The sequence below is a fragment of the Draconibacterium sediminis genome (assembly GCF_000949475.1).
GTDB lineage: Bacteria > Bacteroidota > Bacteroidia > Bacteroidales > Prolixibacteraceae > Draconibacterium > Draconibacterium sediminis.
Genome location: NZ_JRHC01000001.1, coordinates 82,127 through 101,413, shown reverse-complemented (window position 1 = coordinate 101,413; position 19,287 = coordinate 82,127). Strand labels below are relative to the sequence as shown.

The following is a 19,287-nucleotide window of genomic DNA, read 5'->3' as shown; positions in this document are numbered from 1 at the left end:
AAGACTAGTCAGAATAATATTTAATTGTGAGAAAAATGAAGAGCATCTATTTATTAGCATCAATCTTTTTAATGAATTTAGGAATGGTAACAGCACAAACAAATCCATTACTCGAAGATTTTAATACACCGCACAATGCGGCACCTTTCGATAAGATTAAAAACGAGCATTTTATGCCGGCTTTCGAGGAAGGAATAAAACAAGGCAAGGCCGATGTAGAGAAAATCAAAAATAATCCGGAGGCGCCAACATTCGAAAACACCATCGTTGCATTAGACGAGGTTGGTCGTTTGTTAACACGTACATCGGGTGTATTTTTTAACCTGCTGAGTTCGGAAACCAATGACGAATTACAGGGCATTGCGCAGGAAGTATCGCCAATGCTAACTGCATTTCAGAACGACATTTCGTTAGATCCGGTACTTTTTGAGCGCGTTAAAGCCGTGTACAACAAAAAAGACGAGTTGGATTTAACCACCGAGCAACAAACGCTTCTGGAGAATAACTACATTGGTTTTGTACGCAGCGGAGCCAATTTGTCGGACACCGATAAAGAAAAGTTTCGCGAGTACAGCACCGAGTTATCGAAGTTAAGCCTCGATTTTGGCGAGAACGTACTAAAAGAAACCAATAAGTACGAGTTAAACATTACCGACAAAAGCAAGCTGGCCGGATTACCGGAAGGTGCTTTGGAAGCAGCTGCCGGAAAGGCAAAAGCAAAAGATCAGGAAGGTTGGACTTTCGATATTTCGATGCCAAGCTACCTGCCCGTATTGCAATATGCCGATAACCGCGATTTGCGCAAAGAGTTGTATATGGCGTACGGCTCGAAATCGTTTAAAGGAGATGAGCTGGATAACCAGGAAAATGTAAAACGTATTGTGGAGTTACGCCTGGAAATGGCAAAACTACTGGGGTATAAAAACTATGCCGATTACGTTTTGGAGCGCCGAATGGCAATGAATGCCGATGGCGTTTACGGTTTGCTCAACGATTTGTATGAGGCATCGTACAAAGTGGCAAAAGAGGAAAAAGCTGAGATTGAAGCCTATGCCCGCAAGAATGGTTTTGAAGGCGATTTAATGCCCTGGGACTGGAGCTACTACAGCGAAAAACTAAAGGTGGAAAAATTCGATCTGAACGACGAAATGCTAAAACCATACTTTGAGTTAAGCAGCGTTGTTGACGGCGTTTTTGGCCTGGCCACCGAACTTTTTGGCGTAACGTTTAAAGAGAATAAAGATATTCCGGTTTACAACGATGAGGTTACAGCCTACGAGGTGTTTGATGCCGATGGCACTTTCCTTTCCGTATTTTATACCGATTTTCACCCGCGCCCCGGAAAACGTGGTGGTGCCTGGATGAACGATTTTAAAGGACAGTGGATGGAGAATGGCGTTGATTCGCGCCCGCATGTAACCATTGTAATGAACTTTACCCGCCCAACTTCAAGCAAGCCGGCTTTGTTAACCTTTAACGAGGTGGAAACATTTATGCACGAATTTGGCCACGCACTGCACGGAATGCTGGCAAAATCAACGTATTCAAGCTTGTCGGGAACCAATGTTTACCGCGACTTTGTTGAGCTTCCATCGCAGATAATGGAAAACTGGGCAGTTGAAAAAGACTTCCTCGATCGTTTTGCAAAACATTACGAAACCGGTGAGCCAATTCCGGCCGAGCTGGTACAAAAAATTGTTGATTCGCAAAATTACCTTGCAGGTTATTTGTCGGTTCGCCAGTTGAGTTTTGGTTATTTGGATATGGCCTGGCATACGCTGGAAAAACCTTTTGAAGGCGATGTGAAAGATTTTGAAGAAAGTGCGTGGAAGAAAGTGCAGATCTTCCCTTCAATCGACGGTGTTTGTATGAGTACACAATTCGGGCACTTGTTTGCCGGAGGTTATGCAGCCGGATATTACGGTTACAAATGGGCCGAAGTGCTGGATGCCGATGCATTTAGCGTATTCAAAGAAAAAGGCCTCTTTAATAAAGATGTGGCTGCTTCGTTCCGCGAAAATATTTTGGAAAAAGGTGGAACTGAGCATCCTATGACGCTCTACAAACGTTTCCGCGGTCAGGAGCCAAAGGTTGATGCACTGCTAAAACGCAGTGGATTATTGTAAGCTTTTAAACGTGATGGTCTCACTTGTGGAGTGAGGCTATCACTAAACAATATTGAAAATGGCATCTCGTTTTGAGGTGCCATTTTTTTATGGAAACATTCTGGAACGGCTATTAGTGGTAATTGTGCTCAGTAGCAGAAAATTATAGTTATGATAAAGATTCGGAATTTATATCTTTACACATATCATTAACCAATACAAACAATGAAAGCCAAAAACAAACAAATGCACCGGGGTCTTACAAAAACCGATAGAAAGAATTTGAGAGATCAATGTAAAATGGGATTGATTTTATCGTTGCTGGTATTTGTTCTTGCAACAGTTATTGGAGTAACGATTTACGAGTTATCCTTTGATACGAATCCCAATGGATTAAATCTTAAAATAGCAGGTTTAATTACAATCGGAACGTTGAGTTCTGCAGTGCTCCTGAACTTTCTGATATGTAATAAATACTATCGCGATTTGCAATTCAATGAAAAAGTTCAGGTAATAAAAACCTTGATGAACAAATCAAAGTCAACTATTTATCATGCCTCTGCACTGGGCAGCAATATGTCTAAGGCTTATACTGAAAAGTTTGAGTTTGTTGTTGATGGTATAAATTTCAACGTTGATAAAGAATTATTTGAACTCTGCGCCGAGGGTGATCAATTGATTTTTAATTATGCTCCGAAAAGTGAATACCTTTTAAGTATTGAAAAAGGTAACTGAAATGTAAAAAGTTAGTTGGTATATAGTCATACCCTCACTTTGAGTGAGAGTATGACCAGATATCTTTCTAAAAGAAGTCGTCGAATTCTTCCGGATTCGAACTCCTGTTCTCCAGTTCGTCGCAATCGAGGTTGATGTTAAAGCCTGCAGGTTTTTTAAATTCCATTTCGTCTTCTTTGTAACCGATTGATTCATCGGCCAAAACCTTCTTGTAAAAATAACCCCAGATTGGCAGTGCCATATTGGCTCCCTGCCCTGATGCAATGGTTTTAAAGTGAATGCTTCGTAAATCTGCACCGGTCCAAACGCCGGCAGTAAGTTTTGGTGTTGTGCCGATAAACCAGCCATCAGAATGGTTTTGTGTGGTTCCGGTTTTTCCGGCAATTGGCATGCTAAAACTTCCATAATCGGTGGTTACCCTTTCGCGAAACAGGTTCGAAAAACGTAAACGGATTCCGGTTCCCTGGTCAATTACTCCCTGCAACAGGTTTAGCATCAGGTAAGCCGTTTGCTCATCAATGGCCTCCTGGCGTTCGGGAACAAAGCGGGCAATTACATTGCCATGGCGATCTTCGATACGGGTCACAAAGTATGGTTTAATGTAAACCCCGAGATTGGCATAGGTATTAAATGCCGCTACCATTTCGTATAAAGTAATATCAGAGGTCCCGTAAATCATTGAGGGTTGCGGATCGATGGGGCTGTAAATCCCCAGTCGTTTCATTACCTCAACCACGGCCTCAGGAGTAAACTGCTTTAAAACCCAGGCAGAAATACGGTTTTTCGAATTTGCCAGTCCCCACTTTAACGTAACCATTTTTCCGTCAGTCTCCGGGTCAACATCCGAATCTTTTGGTTCGTAAATGCTTCCGTCCCAGAGTATAAATTGTTGGGGGACATTGGGAACCTTGGTGCAGGGCGTTAAGCCGTTTTGCATGGCCAGCGTGTATAAAAACGGTTTTACGGTTGATCCAACCTGGCGTTTTCCGCCTTTTACCATGTCGTACATAAAATGCTGGTAATTGGGGCCGCCAACGTAAGCTTTAACTTTCCCCGATTCCGTGTCCATGGCCATAAACGACGAGCGGAAAAACTTTAGGTAATATTTGATCGAATCCATCGGAGTCATCAAGGTATCCACTGCGCCACCCCATTTAAAAACCGTCATATCAACGGGTTTGTTAAATTCCTTCTTTATTTCATTGAGGCTTTTTCCGGCCCGGTTCATTACACGGTAACGTTCGCTTTTTCTGATTTCGTTGTTCAGCAGGTTGTCAACATCTTCCGCACTCATGTTATTGGCAAAAGGCGGATTTCGCAAATCCGACAGGCTGCCATCAAATAAAGGCTGCAGGTCGTACCGTAAATGTTGTTCAACCGCCTGAACCGCATATTTTTGCATGCGCGAGTCGAGTGTGGTGTATATTTTTAAACCATCGGCATAAATATCGTAAGGTTCTCCATCGGGTTTGGTGTTTTTGTTGCACCAACCGTACAGCGGATTGTTTTCCCACTCATCCAGATCCTCAATAAATTTTTGGTCCTGCCACGAAGCATAGTTCTCGCGCTCCGGTTTTTTGGCAGTAAGCGTTAAGCGCAGGTATTCGCGGAAATAGGGTGCCGGCCCCAGTTTGTAATCCACCTTTTTATATTCCAAATCGAGTGGCATTTTTTTGGCCGAGTCGGCAACTTCAGGCGTAATGTAGCCGTATTTTTCCATTTGGTTCAGTACCACATTCCGGCGTTGCAACACCATTTCGGGGCGGCGAACCGGATTAAATAGCGAAGAGTTTTTGGCCATACCTACCAACATGGCTGCCTGGTGAAGTTTCAGTGAGTCGGGTTGCGTATTAAAATAAACATCGGCTGCCGAACGAATTCCAACCGCGTTGTTCAGGTAATCGTACTTGTTCAGGTACATCAAAATAATCTCTTCCTTGGTGTAGCTGCGCTCCAGTTTTACGGCAATAACCCATTCTTTAAATTTTCTCATTACCAGTTCCATGCTGCTGGAAAGTCCATCGCGTGGGAAAAGCATTTTTGCCAGCTGCTGGCTTAGGGTACTTCCACCTCCCGAGCTGGTATCGCCGGTAACAATTCCTTTAAATACACGAATCAGGCCGCGAAAATCAATTCCCGAATGATCGTAAAAACGAACATCTTCTGTGGCAACCAAAGCATTTATCAAATGTGGTGGTAAATTTTCGAAATTTACGTAAGTACGGTTCTCCTGGTTAAAATATTTATCGATGGTCGGTCCGTCTTCAAAATAGATTTCCGATGCCAGAATATTTTGTGGGTTTTCGAGGTCTTCAAAACTTGGCATAAAACCCAGATTACCCTTGGCTATCAGAAAGAAAAGGAGAAAGACGGAAACGATACCCAGGCCTACGATCGACCAGAAAATCAGGATGTATTTTTTAAAGCTTTTTTTTGTTTCGCTCATGAATTTCGCTCGTTTTAATGTGGCAACAAATATATACGATTCTGTTATGGGAACCACGTAAATAACGCCTTGAAATTGGAGAATATTTTATTTTTTAAAAAATAAAATCGTCATTTTCAATTAAATAGAAAATGAAAAAATAGCTCATTAAATTTTGAACTTAGCTCATCATTTTCTTTAATTTGCAGAATTTTTAGAACGGATTAGAAAGTATATGCACAAAAACCTGGTTATAGTCGAGTCCCCTGCAAAGGCGAAAACAATAGAAGGATTTCTTGGAAAAGACTACGTGGTAACCTCAAGTATGGGGCACGTTAGAGACTTGGAAAAGAAAGACTTCGGGATTGATATTGAGAACAATTATCAGCCCAGATACAAAGTTTCTTCAGATAAGAAGAAAATAGTAACAGAACTGAAAAAGTTAGCTAAGGAGGCCGAAACGGTTTGGCTCGCTTCCGATGAAGACCGCGAGGGAGAAGCTATTGCCTGGCACCTGAAAGAGGTGTTAAAGTTGAAAGATGATAAAATAAAACGAATTGTTTTTCACGAGATAACCAAGGATGCCATTACACGTGCCGTTAAAAATCCGCGTGATATCGACGAGCATTTGGTAAATGCACAGCAAGCCCGTCGTGTGTTAGACCGTATTGTGGGTTTTGAGGTATCGCCGGTTTTGTGGAAAAAAGTAAAACCATCGTTAAGTGCCGGTCGTGTGCAGTCGGTAGCAGTTCGTTTAATTGTTGAGCGCGAACGCGAAATCCGCGATTTTAATACGGAAACCTGGTTTCGTGTAAACGGATACTTCCTGGTGCCCGATGAAGATGGAAACACTACTGAATTAAAAGCAGAACTTTCAAAACGTTTTACAACCCGCGAAGAGGCCAACGCTTTCCTCGAAAAGTGCAAATCAGCAGAGTTTAAAGTTAGCGATGTGGTGAAAAAACCGGGTAAACGAACGCCGGCACAACCATTTATTACCTCAACATTACAACAGGAAGCCAGTAGAAAACTGGGATTCTCGGTGTCGCAAACCATGGCAGTTGCACAACGTTTGTACGAAAGTGGTAAGATTACTTACATGCGTACCGACTCGGTGAATCTGTCGGGCCTGGCATTAAATACTTCGAAACAAAAGATCACTGAACTTCATGGCGAAAATTATGTGAAGATCAGGAAATTCAAGACGAAATCGAAAGGTGCGCAGGAAGCTCACGAGGCCATTCGTCCAACCTACATGGAAAACCAAACGGTTCCCGGATCGTCGCAGGAGCAACGTTTGTACGAATTAATCTGGAAACGTACCATCGCTTCGCAAATGGCCGATGCCATTTTGGAGCGCACCAATGTAACCATCGATGTGTCGAATGCAACGGAGAAATTCCAGGCAACCGGCGAAGTAATTGTTTTTGATGGTTTCCTGAAAGTATATATTGAGTCGACCGACGATGAAAATACAAATGCAAATGGGCAGACTTTAATTCCGCCTGTGCATGTAAACGATGCTCTTGAGATGACTTCTGTGGTTTCAACACAACGTTTTTCACAACGTCCGCCACGATATACGGAAGCGTCGCTGGTTAAACGTTTAGAGGAGCTTGGAATTGGTCGTCCGTCAACTTATGCGCCAACCATTACAACGGTTCAAAACCGAAACTATGTTGTAAAAGAAGAGCGTCCGGGTGTGGAACGGAACTTTACTGTTCTTACCCTGAAAGACGGAAAAATAAAAGAGGAAGAAAAGACCGAGATCACCGGAGCTGAAAAAAATAAACTGTTCCCAACCGATATAGGTATTGTTGTTAATGATTTCCTGATGGACAATTTCGATGAGATCATGGACTACAACTTTACGGCAAATGTTGAGAAGGAATTTGATGATATTGCCGACGGGAAGATGGTTTGGAATGAAATGATTGATAAGTTTTATCAGCCGTTTCATGGCAAAGTGGAACACGCCCTTGAAAATGCGGAGCGCTCGAAAGGAGAACGTATTTTGGGTATCGACCCGAAAACCGGTAAAGAGGTATCGGTTAAGATTGGCCGTTTCGGACCCCTGGCTCAATTGGGAGAAGTGTCGCAGGACGAAGGAGCTGAAAAACCACAGTTTTCAAGCTTGCGTACCGGTCAGCATATCGAAACAATTACCCTGGAAGAAGCACTCGATTTGTTTAAATTGCCTCGCGAATTAGGCGAATACGAAGGCAAAAAGGTAACTGTAGCCATCGGTCGTTTTGGTCCGTATGTGCGTCACGACAATAAATTTGTTTCGCTAGGAAAAGAAGATGATCCGTATTCGGTGCAACTCGACAGAGCGATTGAACTGATTGAAGCCAAGCGTGAAAAAGACCGTAATGCTGTTGTTAAAATATTTGAAGAAGACGCAGATCTTCAGGTGCTTAACGGCAGGTGGGGGCCTTACATAAAGCACGGAAAGAAAAATTACAAAATACCAAAAACGACTAAAGCTGAGGAGTTGACTTTCGAAGATTGTATGAAGATCATCGAGACGTCTCCGGAACCTAAAAGCCGTCGCGGTAGAAAAAAATAAAGAATAAAGGCAGATGATTTGATCATTTGCCTTTATTTTTAAAAGCAAAAAAAATGAATTTGTTTCCCTACTTCGATGCGGTTGATTTTTCGCAGTATGTCGATGATGTACCTTTCGCCTGGAAATATTCGATGGGAGCCACCATTGAAAAGAATACCGTTAAATTGCAGGAAGGCCGTTTAAAAAATATTGAGCTGGCTATTGTTGGCGTTCCGTTTAACAGCAAGCACGATGATTTTAAAAGAACGGCAACGCCCGATAAACTGCGTAAAGCATTTTACGGTTTGGCCGGAGTTGGGAAACTTAACATTATTGATTTGGGTAACCTGAAAGCATCAACCAGCCACAAAGGAAATTACCTGGCACTGCGCGATGTGGTAGATTACCTGAGCGAATTGGATATTGTTACTATTGTATTTGGCGGAAGCCAGGATTACAGCTACGGCATTTGTCAGGCTTTCCAGTCGAATCCCTTTTTCTCGTTTAGCACTATCGATGCCTTTTTAGATGTGAAAAAGGGAGTTGAGTCGCTAAGTTCAACAAATTATCTGTCGCAGGTTTTTAAAGCCCTTCCCGATCTGTTTCAGTTTAATTTGCTGGCTTATCAGAGTCATTACGTTCCCGATGTTTATTTCGAGAAGACCAAAGGGATTGGAGTGCATTTGCGCTTGGGGAAACTGCGTGATAATATTGCCGATGCCGAGCCGGTTCTTCGAAACAGCGACTTTTTAACTTTTGATATGGCGGCGTTAAAGTCGTCTGAAGCACCCAACAGTCTGAATCTCCCTAACGGTTTGTATGCCGACGAAGCTTGCCAGTTAATGAAGTACGCCGGGGCAAGTAATCGTTTAAAAGTATTTGGTTTGTTTGGTTTAAATATCGGCGAGGAGCCGGGAGAATTGTCGTTAAACCTGGCCGCACAGCTGGTTTGGTATTTTGTTCAGGGCTACCTTATCAGAGACAGACGAGAACCGGAGCAGGGTGATGGATTTTCGGTATATAGTGTGGAAATACCCGAGCTTCCGGCGCCGCTTGTATTTTATAAAAACGACACTACCGGACAATGGTGGGTTCAGGTGCAGGCAATAAACAACGAAACCAGATATTTTGCCTGTTCAGAAAAAGATTACGAGGTGGCCAGTAGTAACGAAATACCTGAGCTTTGGTTGAAATATGTTCAAAAAACCGACGAAATAGTAAAATAATAGCTTCTAATAAACGTTCTTTGCATACCTTGTTAACAGTTGATTGTTACAAACAACTAAAAATTGTTTCTTTGCCGCAGCAGAGAAAAGGCTAAATTGCCCTATGAAAAGAGAAGTATGAGAAAGGCTGTATCTTTTTTGTTCATCATAATGTCGGTTACACTGGTTACGTACGGTCAAATAGATCCACAATACACCAATAATATGTATTATAAGTTAGGTGTAAATCCCGGATTTGCCGGAACCGGCGATGCCATAACCGGTTTATTGATTACCAGGTACCAGTGGTCGGGGAGCGGTAAAGTGCTTGTTTTTAGTGCTGATGCTGCGGTAAATGCGTTTGACAGGACAGAAGGGATTGGAATTAGCGTTTTAAGCGACAAGTTGGGATTTTATGATAACACGTGGGTTACATTGAGTTTGGCACATAGAGTTACTACTTCTATCGGAACCCTGGGGTTGGGCTTGTCGCCCGGACTGTTTAATTACAGTGTAAATGGTGAATGGGTAATTCCGCAAGGTGGTATGTATACACCGCCCGACTCAGATCCTTCCATCCCAAAAGGCGAAGCGAGTCAAATTGCTTTTGATGTTGGATTTGGAGCTTTTCTTTATACAAACAATTATTATGCAGGTTTTTCGGCAATGCATCTTAATCAGGGCGCTATAAGATACGATGACGTTGCTGTTGATTTTTTAACGAGACATTATTATTTAATGGGCGGGTACAATATTAAACTTGCTGATCCGTTGTTTGAATTGTGGCCGTCGTTTTTAGTAAAAACAGATTTAGCGTCTGTACAATTTGATATTAACACGAATATAGTTTATAACGACAAATTTTGGGGCGGTCTATCTTATCGTCATCAGGAAGCAGTGGCTCTGCTTCTTGGTATGGAACTGTTTAATGGCATGCGAATCGGGTATTCATTCGATTTTGTAACATCGGCAATGCGCCGTACTGGTTTTGGTTCGCATGAAGTATTTGTAAGTTATTCGATTGATTTAGAGAGAAATCGTAACCAAAAATACAAGAGTATTAGATTTTTGTAAAATATGTTTAGTGAAAATAAGAAAAGGAACGGAATTTAATATTTTATTATTTCATTGTTTCTACTTATTTTTAACGACTAATCAGAGCTCGTAAAGTATAAAAGACACATTATGAAAAGACTACTTTCTATTGCAACCTTATTCTTGATTGCACTTAGTTTTGCCGGCTGCTTTGGTGGTGGCGGGAGAGGAAACGGAGAGCTGACAGGAGTAGAAAGAAGGCAGCGATTTAAAGAAACCCAGCCCCTGGGAATGGTGTACGTTCGCAGAGGAAGTTTCAATATCGGGCCTAGCGATGAGGACGCAAGTAGGGCAGGTGTACCAACAAAAACGGTATCGCAAGAACCATTTTGGATGGACGACACCGAAATTACCAATAACGAATATCGACAGTTTGTTGAATGGGTAAAAGAATCGATGGCTCGTCAAATGTTAGGCGATCAGTATCCTGAATTTATGATTACTGAAGACAGGAAGGGAAATATTATCGATCCTCCACAGATAAACTGGGATGAAAAGATTGATTGGGAAGACCCTGATATGCAAATGGCAATGGAAGACCTTTATTTGCCTGAAAACGAACGTTTCTTTGGCAAAAAAGAAATAGATACCCGTAAACTGGTATACGAATATTGGTGGGTTGACCTCAATCAGGCAGCCAAAAGAAGTAACAGCTTTAACTACGAAACACAACGTTACGAAGGTAATGTATACAACGAGGATGGCGATCTGGTTCCAATTGAGAACCGTTCTTCGTTTATGATGCAGGATCAGGTGCATGTTTATCCTGATACACTTTGCTGGATCAGAGACTTTACCTATTCGTATAACGAGCCGTTGGCAACGCGCTATTTCTGGCATCCCGGATTCGACGACTATCCGGTTGTAGGTGTTACCTGGAAACAGGTAAATGCATTCTGCAACTGGCGTACTAAAATTCAGACGGATTACTTGTCGGAAAAAGGAGAGCCAACATTAATGGCTTACCGTTTGCCAACCGAAGTTGAGTGGGAATATGCCGCCCGTGGTGGTAAAGACTTCTCGATGTACCCATGGGGAGGTTATTATACCCGCGACGAAAAAGGGGTATTTCTGGCCAACTTTAAGCCACTTCGCGGAAATTATGTTGAAGATGGCTCGATTGCAACCATAAAAGTAGGAAGTTACGATCCGAATGAATACGGATTATATGATATGGCCGGTAACGTTGCAGAGTGGACAAGCACTGCATACGACGAAGCCGGTTACAATTACTTTAGTGATTTAAACCCAACCTTTACATACAATGCCCGCAAGGATGATCCGGCTGTGATGAAACGTAAAGTGATAAGAGGTGGTTCGTGGAAAGATATCTCGCAGTTTGTGCAGGTTTCTACACGTAATTACGAATATCAGGATACGACGAAATCATACGTAGGTTTCCGATGCGTTCGCTCTACTTTTGGCGAAGAATTTTAGTATTTAAAACAAAACTTTATACCAAACGATATGAATCTGGGAGAACTATTTAAAACTAAGCGCTGGAAAACATTCATGGGGTATGTTTATGGATGGGGGGCAGCAGTCGTTATGGTTGGTGCCTTGTTCAAACTTGAACACTGGAAAGGCTCCAGCGAGTTATTAACCGTAGGTTTGCTTACAGAGGCATTTATATTTTTCCTCTCAGCATTTGAGCCTCCAATCAGTATTCCTGAATGGGATAAGGTATATCCGGAATTAAACGAAGACTACGAGCTTGAGGAAGTAAAAGAGTTGAGAACAACCAACAAAAGTAATGGTTTGGAAACACTTTTTGGCAGCTCGGAGCTTACTCCGGAACTGATGGACCGTGTTGGAAAAGGATTAGCAGAATTAAGTAATACTGCCAAGGGAATCAGCGACATATCTTCGGCTACACTTGCCACCGATATGTATGTTAAAAACCTGGGATCGGCTTCAGAATCAATGAACTCATTTGCCCAAATTAACAACAAGGCAAACGAATCGATCAACAGTTCAGTGAATACCTTAATCGATTCCTATTCTGTTGCTGCTACTCAACTTTCTGAAACCGGAAAAAATCTTTCTGCCGTTTATCAAAAATCATCAGATATCATATCGGGTGAATTAGAGAATATTGGAAGCAGTTCAAAACAATATTCAGGGAACCTGGAAAGACTTAATAAAAATTTAGATAGCCTGAACAGCAATTTCGAAAACCAATTGAAAGATACTCAGGATCAATTCAAAGCCAATCAGAAATTTAACCAGGATCTTGCTGAAATGAACAGCATCCTGACCTCTTCGGTTGATGAATTGAAAAAGTATAAAGAAAATGCTGAATCACTCAACAAAAACCTTGAAGCCTTAAATACCATTTACGGCAACATGTTGGGTGCAATGAGCTATAAAAAATAAAGTCCTAGCGTATGGGTGCAAAGTATTGTCCGGAAACACCGAGGCAAAAAATGATAAATCTGATGTACATTGTACTTACCGCAATGTTAGCTCTTAACGTTGCGGCTGAGGTACTTGAAGCGTTTCGTGTGGTAGACAGTAGTTTACTGCAAACGCTCGAGGCAGTGGACATGCAGAATAAGCAGATTTATTCTGCATTTGAGCAGGCTTATATTGAAAATCCAACCAAAGTTCAGGAATGGAAAGATAAATCAGATCAATTGAGGAATCGATCGGAAGAAATGATAAACTACGTTGGGGCATTAAAAGACGAAGTTGTTGCTTACTCCGGAGAAAAGCCGGTAGATGAAGATAACCCGATGTATGAAGAGGGGTATTACCATACAAAAGTTGACGGGACGGTTGTTGAAGTTGCCAAGAAAGATGACATGAACGGCCCGTCGGAATTACTGATCACCCAAAAAAGAGCAAACGATCTTAAAAATGCCATTATCGAATATCGTGAGTTTCTTTCCTCATTGGTGAACGAGGATGACAGCGAACTTCGCGAGTTGATTATGAATGAGCTTAAAACTTCAGACCCCGAGAAAGGTTCGAAAGGAGAAGGCAACTACAAAACATGGGAATCGGAGCACTTTGAAGATAAGCCTTTAATTGCGGTAATGACCTTGCTGTCTAAAATTCAGATTGATGTTAAAAACTCTGAAGCATCGGTAGCAAAATATTTGTATGCTGAAATTGATGAAGGCTCATTTAAATTTAACCGTTTGGGAGCCCGCGTTATTGCCAATTCGAATGTAGTACTGATGGGCGACGAATATAAAGCCGAAGTTTTCCTTGCTGCTGAAGATACCACACAACAACCTGTTATCATGATCAATGGCAATGAGGTTGAAGTTAAAGACGGCAAGGCAACCTACATTGGTAATACCAGCCAGGCAGGTAAGTTTACCTGGAGCGGTTTAATTAAATATAAAACGCCGGGAGGAATTATTAAAAGCTATCCTTTTGAGCAGGAATACCAGGTGTCGGAGCCAACAGTAACCATGTCGGCTACCAAAATGAACGTGTTCTACAAAGGATTGGATAACCCGTTTGATGTGGGTGGAGGAGCCATCCCGAATGAAGATCTTGAAGTTCAAATGACCAACGGAAGGGTTACCAAACGAGGTGATGCATATATAGTGGTACCAACTGATCTTGATGAAATGGGGCGTAATACTAAAGTAAGTGTTTACGCAACAATTAACGGAAGCCGACGTTTGATAGGTACAACCGAATGGCGCGTGAAGCGTGTTCCCGATCCGGTAGCACAAATTAATGGTCAGTCGGGAGGAGATATCCGTAAAGAAACGTTACAAATTCAGGATGGTGTTTTAGCGGTACTTGAAGATTTCGATTTTGAATTTGGGTACAAAGTAACTCAGTTTACAATGGAAACAACAAGCGGAGGATACACCAACCGCTATCCGTCAAATTCAAATCGTTTTACCGCGGAACAAAAAAATGCGCTGAGGAATGTGAACATCAATAGTATAGTTTATATAGGAGATATTAAGGCCTTAGGAGATGATGGTACAACCCGTGATCTCGACCCAATATCCTTCAAAGTAAAATAGGTAGTTATGAAGAAGATAGTTGTTTTTATAGGAATGGTTGTTTTTGCGTTAGGCATTATGCATAAAAGTGCCGATGCCCAAATTGTAAACGGAGCCTATAAACAAAACGATATTTACGAGAAAAAACCAATGCCGTTGGTTCCGGTTCGCGAGGCAGATGTTTTCTGGCAGAAGACCTTGTGGCGTGTTATCGATTTGCGCGAGAAAATGAATATCCCGCTCTATTATCCGACAATACCCATTGCCGATCGTACAAACCTGATCTCTTTACTGCTTAAAGGAATTGAAAGTGGTCAGATTACTCCGTATGACGCGCAGGCTGATGATGACTTTAAAATTCCGATGAGTTTTGCACAGGTAAAAGCGAGGTTTGGTGCGGAAGCTACCACCGAGGAGAAAATTGACTTTGATACCGGTGAACGGACTCAAGTTCAGGTTCAGGGTGAAATTCGCCCAACCGAGATCAAACAATACATGATTAAAGAACAGTGGTATTTCGATAAACAAACATCTACTTTAAACGTGCGTATTCTTGGTATCTGCCCAATTCGCGAATACATGCGCGAAGGCGATACATCAGGACAACCACAGCGTCAAAAAGTATTTTGGATTTATTATCCTGAAGCACGTCCGTTGCTGGCAACCAACGTGGTTCAAAATCCGTACAACGAAGCTCGTCAACAATCTTTCGACGACCTGTTCATAAAACGTATGTTTAATAGTTACGTGGTTCAGGAATCGAATATGTACAACAACCGCGAAATCAGTTCATACCTGGTTGGAAAAGAAGCGATGTTGGAATCAAAACGAATTGAAGACGAGATCTTTAATTACGAACAAGATCTTTGGGAATATTAATGCGCTAACCAGCATAAAAAAAGCCTTATGTTGTCATAAGGCTTTTTTTTGAAACAATTTTAAAATCAATAAGGCGTTTAGAAATGTAGCATCCAATAATTATTGATGAGAAAAACCATAACATACTTGTTCATACTGACGCTTTTGCTTGCTTCGTGCAGGAACGAAAGCAACAAATACCTTAAATTGGGTAAAGGAACAAGTGAAAAATGGTTTGAGCCAACACCTCACGGAATGGTTTATGTGCCAAGGGGAGCCTACAACCTCGGGCCAAACGATGATCAGCTATACGCCATAACACCAAATCGAACGGTATCAACAGAAGCTTTTTGGATTGACGATACCGAAATTACCAATAACGAGTATCGGCAGTTTGTATATTGGGTACGCGATAAAAAAGCCCGCGAATTACTCGGGCAAACCTACACCGATTTCCTGATTACAGAAGATAAATACGGTGCCCCGCTGGAAGAGCCGGAAATAAACTGGGAAGAACGAATTGAATGGGATGACCCGGAGTATCAAATGGCCATGGAAGAACTGTATTTGCCGGAATACGAACGTTTTGGTTATAAAAAGGAAATTGATACCCGTAAGCTCGTTTACGAATATTACTGGGTAGACTATAAACAAGCCGCAAAACGCAGTAACGCCTATAATTATGAAACGCAACGTTATGAAGGTTCTGTTGTAAACTCAGATGGAGAGGTAGTACCGATTGCAAACCGCAGTTCATTTTTAATGCACGAATCGGTTCCTGTTTATCCCGATACGCTGTGTTGGATCAGAGATTTTGCCTACACTTACAATGAGCCATTCACAATCAAATATTTTTCGCACGTTGGATTTGATGACTATCCGGTTGTTGGAGTAACATGGGATCAGGCACGGGCATTTTGTAACTGGCGTAATAAATTACAGGATTTTGCCTTTACCCGTTCTGATGAAGCGCCGGCACACGAATACCGCCTGCCAACTGAAAGCGAGTGGGAGATTGCAGCACGCGGCGGTATGCACAACACAATGTATCCGTGGGGAAGTTATTACACCCGAAGTGTTGACGGGTGTTTTGTGGCCAATTTTAAGCCATTGCGCGGAAATTATGTTGCCGATAGTCCGACTACCACAACAGCGATGAAAGTGGGTTTATTCGATCCTAATCCTTACGGCGTTTACGATATGGCGGGTAATGTTGCCGAGTGGACATCAACAGCTTTTTTTGAAGGAGGCTACGAAGCCATTGATGATTATAATCCGGAAATTCAGTACAATGCCCGTCCCGACGATCCGGCCGTAATGAAACGGAAGGTTGTACGGGGAGGATCGTGGAAAGACATTGCCTATTTCATACAGTCGGGTACGCGAACTTTTGAGTACCAAGACACAGCAAAATCGTATGTCGGATTCCGGTGCGTAAGAACCTCTTTCCGCGATGATTTGGGTGGCCGTCGCAGTATCCAGGAATAAACTTACTTCTCAGGTATTTCTCTAATTCTCTTTTCAGAACATCAAACTCAATCCGCCGAATACGGTAACTTCTGGCATGGTATAATAGCGGTTTACCGCATAATCCGTACTCAACAGATTTTCTCCGCTAACATATAGTTTTACATTTTTTGTAAGGTTGTAGCTTGCCTTTGCATTCACCAATGTGTAGCTTTCCTGGTTGGTAACCGGCGTTGGGTCGTTATCCAAACCCGACACATGTTGTATATTGGCTACCAGCAGCAGCTTTTTCATGCGGTATGATGCATTTAGGAACAGGTGATGTTCCGGCGTAGCATAAACCGGATTTTTCATATTGGTATAACTGTATGTTGCATTCAATGTCAGTGCTTTTGTTGGTGATGCATCCAGCGAGAACTCGATTCCTTTGTTTGAAACCTCTCCGGTATTCTGATATCCGTTTGGCTGACCTGTATTAACAATCAGGTTATCGCCTTTAACCAAAAAGGCGGTAAGTTCAGTTCGCATCGTACCATTGAAAAAGGTTTGCATTACGCCTGTTTCGTAATTCCAGATCGATTCCGGGTCGAGATTGGGATTGGGCCCCCACATAAACAGTTCGCGCATTGTAGGGCTTCTAAAGCCTTTTGAAATGGTTCCTTTCCATGTGGTAGAAGACGAGAATGAATGGGCAAACCCAAGCGATGGAATCCATACCGAACCATATTCGCTGTGGTTATGGAAACGAAGACCAGCGTTGATGATTAGTTTTTCGCCAATGTTTTGTTGTGAAAACAGGTAGGCACCAAGTTCGGTAATGGTAGTATCGGCAAAAGTCAGTCCCTTTCCACCCATGGCAAAAGTATTTTCAGCATCCCCGCCATAATTCATCAAGTCGATTCCGGCGGTAAGCTTGTTTCCCTCAAAAAGCTGAAAGGTTTCGTACAGATTTAATCCGTAATTATGGTCGTTGGAATGGAAACCATCAGTGATTTCGTGTTCCCCAAAGTTATAGAAAAGCTTCAGTGCTCCCGATGCTTTTTCAAAGTTATTTCGCAACGAAAACGATCCGTAGCCACGCAAAATATCTATTGTTTCTCCAGCCGAAGCATTCAGGGTGTCAGGACCGGGATCAGATGCATCAAAAGCAGCCACACTAAAATCCGCTGCAGCATCAAAATGCTTGCTGATCTGGTAACCCAGTTTCAGGTATCCGTTGGTTATTTTAAAATCAGAATTGGGGCGGTGGCCATCGGTCTGGTCATGATTTCCTGAAATAAATACGCTAAACTTATCCTTTTTGAAACCCACTGATCCCATGTATTTCTGGGTGTTGTACGATCCGTAAGAGATGCGGGCATTGCTGTTAACACCTTCGGTATCCTGTTTTTTTGTGATAATGTTGATTACACCACCCATTGCATTCGATCCGTACAGAATCGACGCAGGTCCGCGAATTACCTCCACGCGTTCAACATCCGAGGCCACGTATGAATCGGGAAGAGGATGCCCCATAATCCCCATAAACTGCGGGTGCCCGTCAATGAGCATTAAAACGCCGGTGGTTGGACTGCCGCCAATTCCGCGAATTGAAATCTGTCCTGCTGATCCGGCTGCCACACCAAAACCGGTAACACCACGTTCGGTAACAAACAAACCCGGCACCCGGCCATTTAAAATCGGTAGCAGTGCCGACTCATCACTTTCCTCAATTTGAGTGCGGTTAACAACCGAAACAGCCATTGGAACATTGTTGCGGTTTACCTGAACCTGAGTTCCGGTAACCACCACTTCGTTAATTGTTATGGTGTCGTTGGTTTCAAAGTGCATTTGTGCACTTGCAATTCCTTGAGCGATTAGTAGGATGAAAAAACTGAAGATAAATATTCGCATTATTTAAGTTTATTGTGTTACGTATTAATTTAATCGTGTTACCATTTGGCCAAAAAAATTATTCGGCTTTACTCATTACCAATTTTCCATGCTGTATCCCTTTCAGGCTAATGAGCTGCTCTGAAATTTCAGTTAGTTTTCGCGAGGGACCTTTAACAGCAATAATTTCCATGTAATTCAACTCGTTTAAATAAAAGCCCTGCGACGAAAGAATAAACTCCTTGTGTTCGTATTGAATCTCGGCCGATTTCTTTAGTATATCCTTTTTTTCGTGGTTGAAGACAATGATAACTGCACCGGCCACAATGTTATCACATTTCCACTTTTCCTCCACTAAATTCTTTTCGATAAGGTGACGGATAGCGCGCGAACGGTTGGCAAATGCATTGTCATCAACATACTTGTCGAGAGCTTCAAGGAGTTCTTCATCTAACGAAACGCCAAACCTGGAAACGGCCATGGTAATACTAATTTTAATATTCGTAACACGAATGTATGAAAATAGAATGAATCTGCGGTAGTAAAATCCGGATTGTTCAAAATGCTTTATCTTTAAACCAAATAAATTGATAGGGTATGACAACGATAAAAACCATTTACCTGGGCGAGTTACGCACCGAAAATGAGCACCTGCAATCGGGTAACAAAGTGATAACTGATGCGCCGACTGATAATCGTGGAAAAGGAGAATATTTCTCGCCAACCGACCTGCTGGCAACGGCTTTGGGAAGTTGTATAATGACCATTATGGGAATAAAAGCCCGCGATAACGGAATTGATATTGAGGGAACTCAGGTTGATGTAACGAAAATAATGGCTTCCGATCCGCGACGTGTAGCCGAGGTGGTTGTGGAATTTACTTTTCCGGCAAAAAACTATACCGACGAAGAAAAGCAGCTGGTTGAAAGTGTTGCCGGCATTAGTCCGGTGCCCTTAAGTTTACATCCTGATCTGGTTCAAACCATCAAGTTCAACTGGTAGC

14 protein-coding genes are annotated in these 19,287 nt (G+C 42.3%); 11 read left to right on the top strand and 3 right to left on the bottom strand.

Translation table 11 applies throughout. The features are described 5' to 3' along the window. Positions 1–35 precede the first annotated feature (35 nt). Positions 36–2,126 carry a M3 family metallopeptidase gene (locus LH29_RS00395; RefSeq protein ID WP_157493512.1) on the top strand — a complete coding sequence of 697 codons (2,091 nt, stop codon included), beginning with the start codon at positions 36–38 and terminating at the stop codon, positions 2,124–2,126. Positions 2,127–2,330: 204 nt separating this feature from the next. Continuing rightward, a complete protein-coding gene (locus tag LH29_RS00390; protein ID WP_045025602.1) occupies positions 2,331–2,840 on the top strand; it encodes a hypothetical protein in 510 nt (169 codons plus the stop codon). Between the two features lie 67 nt (positions 2,841–2,907). On the opposite strand, the gene LH29_RS00385 is transcribed toward LH29_RS00390, so the two are convergent. Next, the gene (locus LH29_RS00385) at positions 2,908–5,286 is read right to left on the bottom strand and encodes a penicillin-binding protein 1A (RefSeq protein WP_045025601.1); all 2,379 of its coding nucleotides are present in this window, start codon (positions 5,284–5,286) and stop codon (positions 2,908–2,910) included. Positions 5,287–5,500: 214 nt separating this feature from the next. Between LH29_RS00385 and topA the strand changes: the two genes are divergently transcribed. The 8 genes from topA to porK (LH29_RS00345) all read left to right on the top strand — a co-directional run bounded on the left by topA (position 5,501) and on the right by porK (LH29_RS00345) (position 16,433). Then, complete coding sequence (topA, locus tag LH29_RS00380) at positions 5,501–7,834, top strand: type I DNA topoisomerase (protein ID WP_045025600.1); 2,334 nt, start codon at positions 5,501–5,503, stop codon at positions 7,832–7,834. A 53-nt stretch (positions 7,835–7,887) separates the two neighbouring features. Beyond that, a complete protein-coding gene (locus tag LH29_RS00375; RefSeq protein ID WP_157493511.1) occupies positions 7,888–9,039 on the top strand; it encodes an arginase family protein in 1,152 nt (383 codons plus the stop codon). A gap of 117 nt (positions 9,040–9,156) precedes the next feature. After that, complete coding sequence (locus LH29_RS00370; RefSeq protein ID WP_082063357.1) at positions 9,157–10,092, top strand: PorP/SprF family type IX secretion system membrane protein; 936 nt, start codon at positions 9,157–9,159, stop codon at positions 10,090–10,092. A gap of 111 nt (positions 10,093–10,203) precedes the next feature. Beyond that, positions 10,204–11,550 carry a T9SS ring complex lipoprotein PorK/GldK gene (gene porK, locus LH29_RS00365; RefSeq protein ID WP_045025598.1) on the top strand — a complete coding sequence of 449 codons (1,347 nt, stop codon included), beginning with the start codon at positions 10,204–10,206 and terminating at the stop codon, positions 11,548–11,550. A 30-nt stretch (positions 11,551–11,580) separates the two neighbouring features. Then, complete coding sequence (porL, locus tag LH29_RS00360) at positions 11,581–12,489, top strand: type IX secretion system motor protein PorL/GldL (protein WP_045025597.1); 909 nt, start codon at positions 11,581–11,583, stop codon at positions 12,487–12,489. Positions 12,490–12,500: 11 nt separating this feature from the next. Next, the gene (porM, locus tag LH29_RS00355) at positions 12,501–14,108 is read left to right on the top strand and encodes a type IX secretion system motor protein PorM/GldM (protein WP_082063356.1); all 1,608 of its coding nucleotides are present in this window, start codon (positions 12,501–12,503) and stop codon (positions 14,106–14,108) included. Between the two features lie 6 nt (positions 14,109–14,114). Further along, positions 14,115–14,966, top strand: coding sequence for a type IX secretion system ring subunit PorN/GldN (gene porN / locus LH29_RS00350; RefSeq protein ID WP_045025595.1), 852 nt, complete (start codon positions 14,115–14,117; stop codon positions 14,964–14,966). A 105-nt stretch (positions 14,967–15,071) separates the two neighbouring features. Then, positions 15,072–16,433 (top strand): T9SS ring complex lipoprotein PorK/GldK, encoded by a 1,362-nt coding sequence (gene porK / locus LH29_RS00345; protein ID WP_045025594.1) that lies wholly within the window; start codon positions 15,072–15,074, stop codon positions 16,431–16,433. 33 nt (positions 16,434–16,466) lie between these two features. On the opposite strand, the gene LH29_RS00340 is transcribed toward porK (LH29_RS00345), so the two are convergent. Both LH29_RS00340 and nikR read right to left on the bottom strand, forming a co-directional pair. After that, positions 16,467–18,305, bottom strand: coding sequence for a TonB-dependent receptor (locus LH29_RS00340; RefSeq protein WP_045025592.1), 1,839 nt, complete (start codon positions 18,303–18,305; stop codon positions 16,467–16,469). Between the two features lie 58 nt (positions 18,306–18,363). Continuing rightward, positions 18,364–18,765, bottom strand: a complete 402-nt coding sequence (gene nikR / locus LH29_RS00335) for a nickel-responsive transcriptional regulator NikR (protein WP_045028345.1) — start codon at positions 18,763–18,765, stop codon at positions 18,364–18,366. 116 nt (positions 18,766–18,881) lie between these two features. Between nikR and LH29_RS00330 the strand changes: the two genes are divergently transcribed. After that, entirely contained in the window at positions 18,882–19,286 is a 405-nt protein-coding gene (locus LH29_RS00330) for an OsmC family protein (RefSeq protein ID WP_045025590.1), read from the top strand. Position 19,287: the final 1 nt, after the last annotated feature.

Coding starts and splice junctions, on each gene's coding strand:
- LH29_RS00395 (WP_157493512.1), top strand. CDS start 36: ATGAAGAGCATCTATTTATTAGCATCAATCTTTTTAATGAATTTAGGA.
- porM (WP_082063356.1), top strand. CDS start 12,501: ATGGGTGCAAAGTATTGTCCGGAAACACCGAGGCAAAAAATGATAAAT.
- LH29_RS00340 (WP_045025592.1), bottom strand. CDS start 18,305: ATGCGAATATTTATCTTCAGTTTTTTCATCCTACTAATCGCTCAAGGA.
- porK (WP_045025594.1), top strand. CDS start 15,072: ATGAGAAAAACCATAACATACTTGTTCATACTGACGCTTTTGCTTGCT.
- LH29_RS00375 (WP_157493511.1), top strand. CDS start 7,888: ATGAATTTGTTTCCCTACTTCGATGCGGTTGATTTTTCGCAGTATGTC.
- LH29_RS00330 (WP_045025590.1), top strand. CDS start 18,882: ATGACAACGATAAAAACCATTTACCTGGGCGAGTTACGCACCGAAAAT.
- nikR (WP_045028345.1), bottom strand. CDS start 18,765: ATGGCCGTTTCCAGGTTTGGCGTTTCGTTAGATGAAGAACTCCTTGAA.
- porN (WP_045025595.1), top strand. CDS start 14,115: ATGAAGAAGATAGTTGTTTTTATAGGAATGGTTGTTTTTGCGTTAGGC.
- LH29_RS00385 (WP_045025601.1), bottom strand. CDS start 5,286: ATGAGCGAAACAAAAAAAAGCTTTAAAAAATACATCCTGATTTTCTGG.
- LH29_RS00370 (WP_082063357.1), top strand. CDS start 9,157: ATGAGAAAGGCTGTATCTTTTTTGTTCATCATAATGTCGGTTACACTG.
- porL (WP_045025597.1), top strand. CDS start 11,581: ATGAATCTGGGAGAACTATTTAAAACTAAGCGCTGGAAAACATTCATG.
- LH29_RS00390 (WP_045025602.1), top strand. CDS start 2,331: ATGAAAGCCAAAAACAAACAAATGCACCGGGGTCTTACAAAAACCGAT.
- topA (WP_045025600.1), top strand. CDS start 5,501: ATGCACAAAAACCTGGTTATAGTCGAGTCCCCTGCAAAGGCGAAAACA.
- porK (WP_045025598.1), top strand. CDS start 10,204: ATGAAAAGACTACTTTCTATTGCAACCTTATTCTTGATTGCACTTAGT.